This window comes from Ideonella oryzae, from assembly GCF_024055665.1.
Taxonomy (GTDB): domain Bacteria; phylum Pseudomonadota; class Gammaproteobacteria; order Burkholderiales; family Burkholderiaceae_C; genus Ideonella; species Ideonella oryzae.
The window spans coordinates 151,047-163,948 of sequence record NZ_JAMXMC010000007.1; the positions used below are offsets into that span (position 1 = coordinate 151,047).

General features: G+C 71.5%; 15 protein-coding genes. 8 read left to right on the forward strand and 7 right to left on the reverse strand.

Features of this window, described 5'->3' with window-relative positions:
* The first annotated feature begins 15 nt into the window (after positions 1 to 15).
* Positions 16 to 1,395, forward strand: a complete 1,380-nt coding sequence (locus tag M0L44_RS13350; protein WP_252770189.1) for an MFS transporter — start codon at positions 16 to 18, stop codon at positions 1,393 to 1,395.
* Between the two features lie 12 nt (positions 1,396 to 1,407).
* Here the strand turns inward: M0L44_RS13350 and M0L44_RS13355 are convergent, their stop codons facing one another.
* The gene (locus M0L44_RS13355) at positions 1,408 to 1,794 is read right to left on the reverse strand and encodes a carboxymuconolactone decarboxylase family protein (RefSeq protein ID WP_252770190.1); all 387 of its coding nucleotides are present in this window, start codon (positions 1,792 to 1,794) and stop codon (positions 1,408 to 1,410) included.
* Between the two features lie 87 nt (positions 1,795 to 1,881).
* Here M0L44_RS13355 and M0L44_RS13360 point away from each other — a divergent pair, with 87 nt between their 5' ends.
* Positions 1,882 to 2,328: an SRPBCC family protein gene (locus M0L44_RS13360; RefSeq protein ID WP_252770191.1), complete on the forward strand. Its 447-nt coding sequence runs from the start codon at positions 1,882 to 1,884 to the stop codon at positions 2,326 to 2,328.
* 7 nt (positions 2,329 to 2,335) lie between these two features.
* Positions 2,336 to 2,869 carry a BON domain-containing protein gene (locus M0L44_RS13365; RefSeq protein ID WP_252770192.1) on the forward strand — a complete coding sequence of 178 codons (534 nt, stop codon included), beginning with the start codon at positions 2,336 to 2,338 and terminating at the stop codon, positions 2,867 to 2,869.
* Here the strand turns inward: M0L44_RS13365 and M0L44_RS13370 are convergent.
* Positions 2,800 to 4,797 (reverse strand): putative bifunctional diguanylate cyclase/phosphodiesterase, encoded by a 1,998-nt coding sequence (locus M0L44_RS13370; RefSeq protein ID WP_252770193.1) that lies wholly within the window; start codon positions 4,795 to 4,797, stop codon positions 2,800 to 2,802. The genes M0L44_RS13365 and M0L44_RS13370 overlap by 70 nt on opposite strands.
* Positions 4,798 to 5,036: 239 nt before the next feature.
* Between M0L44_RS13370 and M0L44_RS13375 the strand changes: the two genes are divergently transcribed.
* Complete coding sequence (locus M0L44_RS13375; protein WP_252770194.1) at positions 5,037 to 5,369, forward strand: cupin domain-containing protein; 333 nt, start codon at positions 5,037 to 5,039, stop codon at positions 5,367 to 5,369.
* A gap of 16 nt (positions 5,370 to 5,385) precedes the next feature.
* Here the strand turns inward: M0L44_RS13375 and M0L44_RS13380 are convergent, their stop codons facing one another.
* Both M0L44_RS13380 and M0L44_RS13385 read right to left on the reverse strand, forming a co-directional pair.
* The gene (locus M0L44_RS13380) at positions 5,386 to 6,207 is read right to left on the reverse strand and encodes an alpha/beta fold hydrolase (protein WP_435526421.1); all 822 of its coding nucleotides are present in this window, start codon (positions 6,205 to 6,207) and stop codon (positions 5,386 to 5,388) included.
* A gap of 2 nt (positions 6,208 to 6,209) precedes the next feature.
* A complete protein-coding gene (locus M0L44_RS13385) occupies positions 6,210 to 7,643 on the reverse strand; it encodes an MFS transporter (protein WP_252770196.1) in 1,434 nt (477 codons plus the stop codon).
* 158 nt (positions 7,644 to 7,801) lie between these two features.
* On the opposite strand from M0L44_RS13385, the gene M0L44_RS13390 reads away from it, so the two are divergent.
* Together M0L44_RS13390 and M0L44_RS13395 are read left to right on the forward strand one after the other, a co-directional pair.
* Positions 7,802 to 8,731: a LysR family transcriptional regulator gene (locus M0L44_RS13390; RefSeq protein ID WP_252770197.1), complete on the forward strand. Its 930-nt coding sequence runs from the start codon at positions 7,802 to 7,804 to the stop codon at positions 8,729 to 8,731.
* 74 nt (positions 8,732 to 8,805) lie between these two features.
* Positions 8,806 to 9,309 carry a hypothetical protein gene (locus M0L44_RS13395; RefSeq protein WP_252770198.1) on the forward strand — a complete coding sequence of 168 codons (504 nt, stop codon included), beginning with the start codon at positions 8,806 to 8,808 and terminating at the stop codon, positions 9,307 to 9,309.
* A 295-nt stretch (positions 9,310 to 9,604) separates the two neighbouring features.
* Here M0L44_RS13395 and M0L44_RS13400 read toward each other — a convergent pair whose 3' ends face one another.
* From M0L44_RS13400 to M0L44_RS13410, 3 genes are all read right to left on the reverse strand, one after another.
* Positions 9,605 to 10,492 carry an alpha/beta fold hydrolase gene (locus tag M0L44_RS13400; protein WP_252770199.1) on the reverse strand — a complete coding sequence of 296 codons (888 nt, stop codon included), beginning with the start codon at positions 10,490 to 10,492 and terminating at the stop codon, positions 9,605 to 9,607.
* Between the two features lie 117 nt (positions 10,493 to 10,609).
* Positions 10,610 to 11,227 (reverse strand): TetR/AcrR family transcriptional regulator, encoded by a 618-nt coding sequence (locus M0L44_RS13405; RefSeq protein WP_252770200.1) that lies wholly within the window; start codon positions 11,225 to 11,227, stop codon positions 10,610 to 10,612.
* A gap of 55 nt (positions 11,228 to 11,282) precedes the next feature.
* Entirely contained in the window at positions 11,283 to 11,660 is a 378-nt protein-coding gene (locus M0L44_RS13410) for a VOC family protein (protein WP_252770201.1), read from the reverse strand.
* On the opposite strand from M0L44_RS13410, the gene M0L44_RS13415 reads away from it, so the two are divergent.
* Positions 11,659 to 12,006 carry a low molecular weight protein tyrosine phosphatase family protein gene (locus tag M0L44_RS13415; RefSeq protein WP_252770202.1) on the forward strand — a complete coding sequence of 116 codons (348 nt, stop codon included), beginning with the start codon at positions 11,659 to 11,661 and terminating at the stop codon, positions 12,004 to 12,006. The two genes, M0L44_RS13410 and M0L44_RS13415, sit on opposite strands and share 2 nt — an antisense overlap.
* Positions 12,007 to 12,124: 118 nt before the next feature.
* The gene (locus M0L44_RS13420; RefSeq protein WP_252770203.1) at positions 12,125 to 12,877 is read left to right on the forward strand and encodes a hypothetical protein; all 753 of its coding nucleotides are present in this window, start codon (positions 12,125 to 12,127) and stop codon (positions 12,875 to 12,877) included.
* The last annotated feature ends 25 nt before the right edge of the window (positions 12,878 to 12,902 follow it).

A 12,902-nucleotide genomic window follows, 5' to 3' on the forward strand; every position in this document is an offset into this window, starting at 1 on the left:
ACACGCTCGCCTGCCATGCACGACACCCCCTCCTCCGACGACGACCGTGGGCTCTTCGCCCCGGGCCGCGCCAGCGCCAGCGTGGGTGCGCTGGCCCTGATCTCCCTGTTGGCCTTCGAGGCCCTGGCCGTGGCCACCGCCATGCCCGCCGTGGCCGATGCGCTGGGCGGCCTGTCGCTCTATGCGCTGAGCTTCGGCGGCATGGTGGCCACCTCGGCCCTGGGCATGGTGTGGGCCGGCCCGCTGTGCGACCGGCGCGGCCCCTGGCGGGCCACCGTGCTGGGCCTGGCCTTCTTCACCGCGGGGCTGCTGCTGGCCGGCGGCGCCAGCAGCATGGCCGGCGTGGCCGCCGGCCGCGTGGTGCAGGGCCTGGGCAGCGGCCTGCTGGGCGTGGCGCTGTATGTGGGCATGGGCCGCGTGGTGCCGCCCGCCCTGCACCCGCGGCTGTTCGCGCTGTTCGCCGCCGCCTGGGTGCTGCCCGGCCTCGTGGGGCCGGCCCTGGCCGCCACCCTGGTGCACCAGCTGGGCTGGCGCGCGGTCTTCCTGGCGGTGGCAGCGCTGGTGCCGGTGGCCGGCCTGCTGCTGCGCTCGGCCTTCGCGCCGCTGGCGTCGCACCCGGCCCCAGCCGACGGAGCCAGCCCGACGCCTTCACTGGGCGCACTGGCCTGGGCCGCGCTGGCCGCCGCGGGTGCCCTGGCCCTGCACGAGGCGGGCAGCGGCCCCTTGACCGCGCCGCGCGCACTGGCCCTGGGCGCCGCGGGCGGGGCGGTGCTGCTGGGGGCCTGGCGCCTGCTCCCACCGGGCAGCCTGCAGGCCCGCGCCGGCCTGCCGGCCGTCATCGCGGTGCGGGCCGTGCTGGCCGCGGCCTTCGCCGGCGCCGAGGCCTTTCTGCCCCTGCTGCTGACCCGGGAGGCCGGCTGGAGCCTGGCCCAGACCGGCCTGGCGCTGAGCCTGGGCGCCGTGACCTGGAGCCTCGGCAGCCAGTGCCAGGCCCGGCTGAAGGCGCCCGCCACGCGGCGGCGCGGGCTGGGCGCGGGCCTGCTGTCGGTGGCGGCCGGCCTGGGGCTGGTGATGGCGGCCACCGCCGGCCTGGGCCCCTGGGGCTGGCTGCTGCCCGGCTGGGCGGCGGCGGGCTTCGGCATCGGCCTGGGCTTTCCGATGTTGTCGGTGTTGACGCTGCAACTGGCCGCCCCCGAGGCCCAGGGGCGCGCCGCCTCGGCCCTGCAGCTGGGTGATGCCCTGGCCTGCAGCACCACGCTGGCCCTGGCGGGCGTGCTGTTCAATGCCGCGGGCAGCACGGGACGCCCCGCCTTTCTGGCGGTGCTGGGCCTGTGCGCCGGCCTGGCCCTGCTGGGCGCCGCGCTGGCCCCGCGGGCCTTCGCGCCGGCCCGCTGAGCCCCCCGGCGCTCAGGCCTTGGGGCCGTCGATGATCTCGGCCGCCGAGCGGAAGCCTTCCACCGCAGCCGGAATGCCGCAGTAGATGCTGGCGTGCAGCAGCACCTCCTGGATCTCCTGCACGGTGGCGCCGTTGTTGAGTGCGCCACGCACATGGCCCTTGAGCTCATTGGACTTGCCCAGCGCGGTCAGCATGGCGATGGTGACGAGGCTGCGGGTCTTCAGGTCCAGGCCCTCGCGCTGCCAGGTGTCGCCCCAGGCATTGCGGGTGATGTATTCCTGCAGCGGCGCGGTGAACTCGGTCAGGCCGCTGAAGGCCTTCTCGACGAAGGCCTCGCCCATCACCTGCTTGCGCATGGCCAGGCCTTGTTCGAAATCCTTGTCGGGCGAGGTGGTCATGGTGGGGCTCCTGGCGGGTTGGTGGTGCAATCGACCGGATTCTAGGAACGCCGCTTGCCGGACGTTCACCCCTCCAGGAGACACACCATGGCCGAACGCACCATCACCCTGCACCGCGTGCTCAAGGCGCCGCCCGAGCGCGTCTACCGCGCCTTCCTGGAACCGGAGGCCATGTGCAAGTGGCTGCCGCCCAAGGGCTTCGTCGGACAGGTGCAGGAGATGGACGCCCGCGAGGGCGGCCGTTACCGCATGTCCTTCCGCAATTTCGGCAATGGGCAGATGCACGCCTTCGGCGGCACCTACCTGCGCCTGGTGCCCGACGAGACCATCCGCTACAGCGACCACTTCGACGACCCCAGCCTGCCCGGCGAGATGATCACCACGGTGACGCTGCGCACCGTGTCCTGCGGCACCGAGCTGACCGCGACGCAGGAAGGCATTCCCCCCCTGATCCCGCTGGAGATGTGCTACCTGGGCTGGCAGGAATCGCTGGACCAGCTGGCCGCGCTGGTGGAGCCCGAGATCACCGGCTGAGGCCGCCGTGCCCCTGCCCGAGTCTGCACCCGCACCCGCCAACTGGTTCGGCGACCCGTTCGTCCAGGTGTCCGCGGCGGTGGCGGGTTGCCCCGAGCCGCTGGGGCCGCGCGCCACCCCGGCCGAACGGCTGGCGCAGTCGCACCACCGCGCGGAGCGGGGCACCACCTGCTTTCTGCAGGGCCAGTGCAGCGAGCCCAGCGCCTACCGCTACGACGCCGACATCGCCCGTGCCGTGGTGCAGGCCCTGCGGCAGAGCCCCCGGGTGGCGCAAGGCACGCTGTGGGTGACGGTGCAGGGCCGGGACGTGTTCATCGAAGGCTGCGCCCCCGCCGCCCAGGCCACAGCCACCGAGGCCGAGCGGCTGGCCCGCCAGGTGCCCCAGGTGCTCGCCGCCGTGGCGGCGGTGTTCGATGGTCAGGGCCCGGCGCCCTACCGCACCTGGCCGAATGCGCCCGTGGGCGGCGCGGCTCAGGCCGGCAGCGGCAGCGCTTCGGCCGAGCCGCAGGCCACGGGCAGCGGCGCAGGCCGGCCGAAGTAATAACCCTGCAGCTCGTCCACGCCCAGGCGGGCCAGAACCCGGGCCTGCTCGGCCGTCTCCACGCCCTCGGCGATCACCCGCAGGCCAAAGCGCCGGGCGATCAGCACCGTGCCCTCGATCACCGCCAGCGCACGTTCGTCGGCCGTCAGCACGAAGCTCTTGTCCACCTTCACCGCGGTCAGCGGGAACTCGTGCAGGCGCGACAGCGAGGAATAGCCGGTGCCGAAATCGTCCACATGGACCTCGATGCCCATCTGGCGCAGCGCCAGCAGGGTGGCCAGCACGCGGTCGATGTCGCCCTCGTTGAAGACGCTCTCGGTCACCTCGACGACCAGGCGCTGCGGTGCCAACCCGGCCTGCGCCAGGGCCTGGCGCACCTCCCCCGCGAAATCGGCCTGCAGCAGCTGCCGCAGCGAGGTGTTGACCGCCACCTTGGGCGCCTGGCCCTCGGGCCCGGCCGGCCAGGCGGCGGCCTGGCGGCAGGCCGTCTGCAGCACCCAATGGCCGATGGCGCAGATCTGGCCGGTGTCCTCGGCCAGCGGAATGAACTCGACCGGCGAGATGGGCCCCATGCCGGCACAGCGCCAGCGCAACAGGGCTTCGTAAGCCTCGGGCCGGCAGGTGTGCGCCGAGACGATAGGCTGGAACAGCAGCGACAGGCTGCCGTCCGCGGTGGCGGTGCGCAGCGCCTCCACCAGACAGGTGCGGCGGGCGTGCAGCAGCTGCAGCGTCAGCGTGGCCTCGGCGGTGCGGCCGCGCCCGGTGCGCTTGGCCTCCGTCAGGGCCAGCTCGGCCTGCTGCACCGCGTCGGCCAGCGTGGCGTCGGCCCGCCAGGCGCGGGCGCTGAAGCCCAGGCTGACCCCCACGGCCAGCTTGCGGCCCTTGAGGGCATAGGGCTCGGCCAGGGCCTGGCGCAGCGTCTCCATGGCCTGCAGCACCGCGTCCGGGTGGGCCTGGGGCCACATCAGGCTGAGCATGAACTCATCACCGCCCCAGCGGCACAAAACCGGGGGCGGGCCCTCGGCACAAGGCGCGAGCCGGCTCGCGCGCTCGGCCAGGCGCCGGGCCACGGCGCGCAGCAACAAATCGCCCCAGTCGTGGCCCAGGGCCTCGTTGATGCGCTTGAAGTGGTCCAGGCTAATCTGCGCCAGCACCCAGACATCGCCCTCCTGCCCGGCCGGTTGCCGGTGGGCCTCGGTCAGGCCGCGGCGGTTGAGCAGCCGGGTCAGCGTGTCGTGCTGGGTCTTGTAGAGCAGGGCCCGGGTGCGCTCGGCCACCCGGCGCTCCAGCTCGGCGTTGGCCTGCATCGCCTCGTTGGAGCGGGCCGACAGCGCCACCACCAGCGCGTCCTTCTCCTGGTCCAGCGCCACGATCTGGCGCAGCACCTGGTGGGTGGATTCGTGGCTGGACACCATCACCCACGCGAAGACGGAGCCCAGCACCGCAAACACGGTGTGGGCGGTGCCGCCCAGCTGACCCAGCTGCCAGCAGGCCGGCAGCAGCACCAGCAGGATGTACAGCTTGCCCACCACCCGCATGGGCGCCAGCGTGGCCGTGGCCCCACCGGCCAGGGCCGACAGCACGATGAGGATGGTGAACTGCTCCACGCCCTGGTAGTGCGGCACGCCCCACCAGGCCAGCCCGGCCCACTGCAGGCCCGTGACCAGCATGCCGGCCGCATGCCAGCGCTGAAACGCGCGCCAGTGACTGCGCGCCGCGTCCTGGCGCAAGTCGGCCATGCACAGCACGTGCAACAGCGCGCGCACCAGCGTGAAGCCCAGCATGCCCACCAGCCACAGCCAGACGGCTTCGGTGGCCTGGTGACCCAGGCTGACCGCCACCCCGACGGCCGCAGCCACGGTGACCACCATCCCCCGGGGGTGGTGCACCAGCGTCTGGCGCCACAAGCGCTTCTCGTCTTCTGTCATGCGGGTACTGCTGCGGTTCAACGGGCCACTTCGAGCGGTGGCGCTGCTCCCTCTGGCCCGGTATCGACCGCCGACCGGGGGACTTAATGGGGACTTGGGTGCCGTGGCGTCTCATGTGCCGCATCCTGCCCGGCAGCGGCTCCCGGGCCAGGGTTCCCCCGGAGCAACCCGGTTGACTCGCACGGCGCCCCGTGGCATCAACCCGTCATGCGCGTCCGCTGAATGCAAGGAGCATGGCCATGGCCCTCAAGCACGCCTGTCACGACGAGGTCATCGACCCCTACGCCGGCATTGATGAACTGGGTATCGGGGTGAGCGCCAGCCTGCTGCGCACCCCCCACCTGCAGCTGATGCGCCTGGTGCTGAAAGCCGGCGCCACGCTGCGCGAGCACCGGGTGCCCGGCGAGATCACCGTGCAGTGCCTGCGCGGCGAGGTGGACGTGTCCACCCCCGAGCGCGAATGCAGCCTGGAAGCCGGCCAGCTGGTGGTGGTGCCCGGCGGCGAGCCCCATGCCGTGACCGCCCGCAGCGACTGCCTGCTGCTGCTGACGGTGGTGCACTGCGGGGCTTGAACGCCCTCCCCCCGGCTCAGGCCGCCGGCCGCCCGGCCAGAAAGTCCGCCACCGCGTCCAGCACCCGCTGCGGGTGCTGGCGGTGCGGCACGTGACCGCAGCCGGGCAGCAGGGCCAGCGTGGCGGGGCCACCGGCCAGCGCGATGAAGCGCTGGGGCTGGGCGGGCGAGCCGTATTCGTCCTGCTCGCCGTGCAGCACCAGCAGCGGGCAGCGCAGGCCGGGCAGCAGGGTGTCCAGGTTCCAGCCGGCAAAGGCCGGGGACAGCCAGGTGTCCACCCAGGCGCGCAGCACCCAGGGCGCCTTGTCGCCGTGGTGGGCCGCCAGCCGGGCCATGGCGGGCGAGGCGCCGTCCGGCCCCACGGCGGCGAATTGCGCTTCGGCCGCGCGGATGCCGGCCAGCGTCAGCGGCTCCACGAAGGCCTGTGCCGATTCGAGCACCAGGGCCTCGCAGTCGTCCGGCCAGGCGTGGGCGCAGCCCAGCGCCATGCCGCCGCCCACGCTGTGGCCCAGGGCCACGAAGCGGTCGATGCCCAGCTGCGCGCGCAGCGCCGCAAAGCCCTCGCGGGCCTCGTCCTGCACAAAGCTCAGCGCCAGGGTGCCGGGGTGCGGGTCCGAGCGGCCGAAGCCGAGGCGGTCGTAAGCGATCACTTCACGCCCGGTGGCCCGCGCCAGCCGCGCGGGGAAATCCCGCCAGACCGAGACGCTGCCCAGCGATTCATGCAGCAGCACGATGGGGCTGCGCACCCCGCCCTCGGCCTGTGGCGGCGTCCAGCGGCGGGCGAACAACCGGCCCTGCGGCGTGGGGATCCAGTGGTCGTGGGTGGGCAGTTGCGGCAGCATCATGCCCCCATGCTAGGCGCTGTGGCCGCACCCCGCCCCGGGCTGCGCAGCAGGCTGATGCCCGCCGCCGCCAGCGCCAGCACGGCCGATGCCGCCAGGCCCCAGCGGGCCGCCGGCCCGGCCGGCAGGGCGTGGAAGAGCATGCCCATCATCAGGCTGCCCAGCGTCTGCCCGGTGAGGCGGGCCGTGCCCTGGGCGCCGCCGGCCGCGCCGCTGCGCTCCTGCGGGGCGTTGAGCAGCATGTTGCGGTTGTTGGGCGTCTGGAAGAAGCCGAAGCCCGCGCCGGCCAGCGCGGTGAACAGGCCCACGCCCAGCCAGGGGTGGTCCTGCAGCGGCACCGCCGCGCACAGGGCCAGGCCCAGGGCCAGCACCGCGCCGCCGCCCGCGCACAGCCAGGCGGTGGGCAGCCGGTCCGACAGGCGGCCGGCCAGCGGGGCGGCCAGCATCACCGCCAGCGGCCAGGGCGTCATCAGCAGGCCGGTGGCCAGGGTGCTCTGGCCCAGGCCCTGCTGCAGGTAGAAGGGCATGGCCACGGTGGCGCCCATCTGCCCGGTGAAGCAGCAGACCGAGGCCAGGATGGAGATGCGAAACGGGTGGCTGCGCAGCAGGTCCAGCGGAATGAGCGGCGCGGCGCGCGGCAGCTCGCGCCGCACCAGGCCCACGCCGCACACCAGGGCCAGCGCCAGCAGCGCGGCGCCCTGGGCGGGCCGGTCCATCAGCCAGTCGCAGCCCAGCACGAAGCTGGCGAACAGCCCGGCGTTCAGCGCGATGCTGCCCACATCCAGCGGCCGGTGCGTGCCCGGCACCCGGGGCAGGCCGGCGCAGGCGGCCAGCACCAGCGCCCCCAGCGGCAGGTTGATGGCGAAGAGCCAGGGCCAGCTGGCCACCGTCAGCAGCGCCGCCCCCGCGGCCGGGCCGGCGGCCGAGGCCGCGGCCACCGTCAGCGCGTTCCAGGCGATGGCCTGGCCCAGCAGCCGGCGCGGGTAGGTGAAGCGCAGCAGCGCCAGCCCCACCGGCATGACCGCCCCGCTGCCCAGGCCCTGCAGGCAGCGCCCGGCCACCAGCCAGGGCAGCGACGGCGCCGACGCGCACAGGGCCGAGGCCGCGATGAACAGCGCCAGCCCGCCGGCAAACACCCGGTGGTAGCCCACCCGCTCGCCCAGGGCGGCGGCCGGCAGCAGGCACATCACCACCGCCAGCTGGTAGGCCGTGGCCACCCACACCGCCTGGGCCGGCGTGGCATGCAGGGTCTGGGCGATGAGGGGCAAGGCCACGTTGGCGATGGTCATGTCCAGCACCACCAGCACGATGCCGCCCAGCAGCGCGGCCATGGCCACCCAGCGGCGCGGCGTGGGCAGGCCATCGGCCGGGGCCGGGGCGGCAGAGGGAGCGGGCGGCAGGGCGGGCGACGCCGCGGCAACAGGTGAGGACATGGGTGGCAAGGCTCAGCAACAAGGTCGGCAAGAAGGGCACCGCCAGCTTAGGCAGGCGCCGCCCGCCTGCCCAGCGCGTGGCGCGCAGGTCATTCATGCACACCACGCCAGGGTTGAAACCCAGCCCCGGCGTGGCACGCCATGCTAGCTTTGCACCCATGCCCGCCGCCCCCGACCTGAACCTGCTGCCCGCGCTGGACGCGCTGCTCTCCGAAGCCAGCGTGACCCGCGCCGCCGAGCGCCTGCAGCTCAGCGAATCGGCCATGAGCCGCACCCTGGCCCGCCTGCGCGCCGCCACCGGCGACCCGCTGCTGGTGCGCGCCGGCCGCGCCATGGTGCTCACCCCGCACGCCCAGGCCCTGCGCGAGCAGGTGCAGGCCCTGGCCAGGGACGCCGCCACCGTGCTGCAGCCCGCGGGCGAAGACTGGAACCTGGCCACGCTGGAACGCACCTTCACCCTGCGCGCCAACGACGGCTTCATCGAAGCCTTTGCCCCCGCCCTGGTGGCCCGCGCCGCCCGCGAGGCCCCCGGCGTGCGCCTGCGCTTTGCGCCCAAGCCCGACAAGGACGTGCGCCCCCTGCGCGAAGGCCTGATCGACCTGGACCTGGGCGTGCTGGGCGCCGCCACCGGGCCCGAGGTGCGGGTGCAGGCCATCTACCGCGACCACTTTGTGGGTGCCGTGCGCCCGGGCCACCCGCTGCTGCAGGGCGGCCCCCTCACCCCCGAACGCTATGCCGCCTGCGGCCACATCGTGGCCTCGCGCCGGGGCCATGGCGCCGGGCCGGTGGACGACGCCCTGGCCGAACGCGGCCTGAGCCGCACCGTGGCGGCCATGGTGCCCAGCTTTCGGGCCGCACTGTCCATTGCCGCGGTGACGGACCTGGTGGCCCTGGTGCCCGCATCGTTCTTCGCCCATCTGGGCGGGCAGAGCGAGACGCTGGTGTCCTTTGCCCTGCCGGTGAGCACCGAGCCCATCGTCATTTCCCAGATGTGGCACCCCCGGCTGGAGCGGGACCCGGGCCACCGCTGGCTGCGGGGTCTGGTGCTGGCGGTGTGCCGTGAGGCGCCGCCCCCCTCGAACTGCTGATGGCGCCTGCACCAGCCTCATGCACGATGGCGGGCAGCGCCCACGCCCGTGGGCCCCAGCCCGGGAGCAGCACCATGGCGACAGCCACCACGCAGCAGGACTCGTCCCAAAGCGGCCACAAGACCTTTGCCGACCTGGGCGATGCCTGGCTGGCCTGGCAGATTGCGCTGCTGCAGGGCAACCGCCTGCCCCTGTCGGGCGACGTCACCCAATGGATCAAGACCTGGGGCGAGATCGTCGGGCAGGTGGGGCTGGTCAACTTCAACATCGCCGGGTCGTCCGACCCACAGACCGAACAGCGCATTGGCCGCGACTACAGCTACGGGCGCCAATTGGGGCGTATCGTGGAAGTGCTCAAGCCGTACCTGGACAAGCACAAGGACGAGTTCAAGGGGTCGAAGGAGCAGGATGCGCTGAATGACTTCCTCGCCATGGCGGACAAGATCTCCGAGATCAAGGCGAAGCAGCACAGCGTGGACGATGTGCTGGCCAGGGTGAAGAAGTGGCAAGACGACGATGACTTCGAGGCCAAGCGCGAAGCGCTGATCAAGGGCCTGGAAGCTCTGGCTCGGCGGTAGAAGCTTGTCTGGCCCGCGATACGCTCTGCCCATGCACCCCGCCAAGAAGCCTGCCGTCCCCATGGCCCCAGGAGCCCCAGTCGGGGCGAACAACACGCCTCAAGCAGCGGCCTTTGTGGCCCGAGGTGAAGCCGCCATTCATCGCTGGAGGCAGGAAGGCGGTGGTCACGAGGTGGATCAAATCCTCGCTGAACTGCAACAGCGACTGGACCGCGCCAAGGCACGCGGACAGGCTCTCGATGCCGCACGGCACCAGCGCGTGGAAGACCATCGGCCTTGAGGCCGACAGGCGTGCTCAAGCCCCCGCCAGAAACGGCAGCAACTGGGCCAGCACCGCGTCCGGGCATTCCTCCATGACGAAGTGGCCGCAGCCCGAGATGACTTCGCCCTGCAGCTGAGGTGCCAGGGGGCGCAGGGTGTCTTTCAGCGCGGCGCCTACGCTCAGCTCCCCGCCGATGGCCAGCACCGGCATGGGCAGGCCCCGGGCCGCACGCTGGCGGTTCTGGGCCAGGGCTTCTTCGCTGGCGCCGGCGCGGTAGTAGGCAAAGGCAGTGCGCGCGCCGCCCGGTTGGGTGAAGACGCGGGTGTATTCGTCCAGCACCTGGGGTGTGAACACCCAGGGCTTGGCGGCGCGCTGGGCGAACAGCCAGCCCAGGTATTCGCGCTCGTGGCCCGCCACCAGCATCTCCGGCAAATCGGGCAGGCGGTTGAAGGCGAAGTGCCAGGTGCGCACGTTCACCGCATCCGGTGGAATGCCGGCCGGCGGGGGCGGTGACACCCCCAGCAGCGCCGCCTCCATCAAACCCAGGCGGCGCACATCGGCCGGCCAATCCGCCGCACAGGCAAAGGCAATCCACCCGCCCACATCGTGGCCCACCACGTCGATGGGCCCGCCTTCGGTCAGGCCCAGGTGCTGCACCAGGGCATGCAGATCGGCCGCCACCGTGGCCGTGTCGTAGCCGGTGGGCGGGTGGTCCGAATCGCCCATGCCACGCGGGTCCACCGCAATGACGCGGTGGCCGGCCGCCGCCAGCGCGGGCATCACGGCACGCCAGGCGTACCAGCTCTGCGGCCACCCCGGAATGAGCAGCAGCGGGCGCCCGTGGCCCCCTTCCACGTAGTGCAGGCGCACGCCGCGCACCGTCGCCATGCCGTGGCGGAAGGCCGGGCCCAGGCCCGCCACGGCGTCACCTTGGTCGGCCTCAGCGCAGCATTCGCTTTTTAGAGTCATATCGGTTCCTAAATTGTCAAAGAAGAGGGCGGTTGCCCGCCCCGTGTTCGCGGCGTCACGCCGGCCGCATCAGTCCAGCAGCTTCATGCCCGCTTCCACCAGGCTGGCCCCCAGGCGCTTACGCAACGCCGGGCTCTTGCCCGCCACCCGAAAGCCCTGCACCAGGCACAGCAAGGCCGCTGCCGTGGCGTCGGCATCCAGCGTGCGCGGCAGCGAGCCATCGGCCACACCGGCGCGAACCAGCGTCTTGAACAGCCCCTCCACATGCGACAGGGCCTGATCGACGCGCTGCGCGGCGTCCCGGTCGATCACCGTGGCCTCGGCCGCGGTGGCCACCACCAGGCAGCCTAGCCGCCCTTGCGCCCCGGTGGCCTGGCCCAGGTAGTGCTGCAGCACCTGCCGCAGCCGCTCCTTGCCCGTGCCGGGGCCGTTCACGATGTCGGCCAGCACACGCTGGCCACGGGTCACATAGCGCTCGAAGGCCAGTGCAAAGGCCGAGGGCTTGTCGACGAAAGCCTTGTAGAAGCTGCCCCGAGTCAGCCCGGTGCCGGCCATCAGATCGGTGATGGCCGTGCCGGTGTAGCCGCGTTGCCGGAAGACATCCACCAACTGGTCCACCGCTTCGTCGTAATCGAACTCGCGCGGGCGGCCGCGCGAGGCAGAGGGCTTGGACAAGGATGCGGGCATGACGTCGATTATGGAACACATCGGTTCCAAACATCAGACCTGCCGGCCCGTGTGGCTATGCCGGACCGTTGATCACCGCCTCGATGGCATGCCCATCCGGGTCGATGAGAAAAGCTGCGTAGTAGTTCGGCCCGTAGTGTGGCCGCAGGCCCGGCACGCCGTTGCACTGCCCGCCCACCGCCAGCGCGGCGGCGTGGAAGCGGTCCACCGCCGCGCGGCTGGGCGCTGCAAACGCCACATGAAAGCCCGGCCCCGGCGCGATGACCGGCGTGCGCAGCTTCAGGCAGAGCTTGTCCTGGCCGTCCGCCACCCCGTAGCCAATGGCCATGTCGTCTTCAAACACACGCCGGTAGCCCAAGGCGCCCAGCGCGGCGTCGTAGAAGGTGCCGCTGAGTTGCAGGTTGGATACCGCGATGGAAAGATGGTGGAACATGACCCCGCAGTGTGCCCCCACCCGCGTCCTTTTCATCTGCAGCCGCAACCAGTGGCGCAGCCCCACCGCCGAGGCGGTGTTTGCCGACGCGCCAGGCGTGGAATGCCTCTCGGCCGGACTGAACCACGACGCCGAAAACCCGCTGACGGCGGAACTGGTGGATTGGGCCGACCTGATCTTCGTGATGGAGCGCGACCATCAAGCGCGGCTGAAGGCGCGCTTTCGCCCGCAGCTGGCCGGCAAGACGGTGGTGTGCCTGGGCATTCCAGACCGCTACCGCTACATGGACTCGGCGCTGGTGGCGCTGTTGCGCGCCAGGGTGACGCGGCATTTGCCGAAGGGCTGAAGCACCGCCAAAAGGAAACCCTGACGGCCCCTGGGTGATTCATCCTCCCGAGAGAGGATGCACCCCCTCGTTTGCAATTCGATACACGCGCAAACTCAGCCCGTTGGGAAACCCGGGCATGACAGAAGAAAACTCTTTGGCCGCCACCGCGGCGGTCCCTGCGGCAGAGCCGCCATCCAAACCCCTGCTGAGCTGGCAAACCGCCGCCGCCATTGCCACCGCATCGGTCGGCGTGGGCGCCGTGCTGCTGCACGCCATTGGCAGCATCCGCCACAACGTCTTTCTGGCGCAGTTCGGCATGGATGCCGATCTGTTTCCCAAGTCAGCGGATTGGCTAATGCTGTACGGCTTCTATGGTGTGTTCAACCGCGCCAATTGGGGACTGATCTTCCTAAGGCAGCACTGGTATTGGTTGCCTGTGGTCTGGATAGCGCTGGGCCTGTACCTCTTCGTACTGAAGACGCCGGTTGGCGAAGGAGAACCTGGCCCGATCACGTTGTGGCTGAAGCGCAAGGGTGCCTGGGCCAAGCGATTGATTTTGAGCCTCATCCTGTCGTGGCTTGCGGTCTGGGTCAGCGTGGTAGCCCTGCTCCTGGTTTGGCTGGCCACCGTCTTCATTGGCGTCGTTGGCGAAACTGCAGGATTGGCCACGGCCGAGAGCGCCAAAGAGGACTATGCAAAGGGATGCGAGAAATCCAAGTCCAAATGCGTGATTCTGCGAAAGGGTGAACAGACCGTTTCCAACGGTTATGTGCTGGACAGTTCAGTAAGTCACATTGTGATCTTTGATCCAGAAGAGCGAAAGGTTCACTCCCTCGCGAGGGAGGGGGCGGAAGCGATTTTCATATTAAAGGCAAATAGCAATGACTGATGTCTGCCTAGAAGAGTCCGAGGAC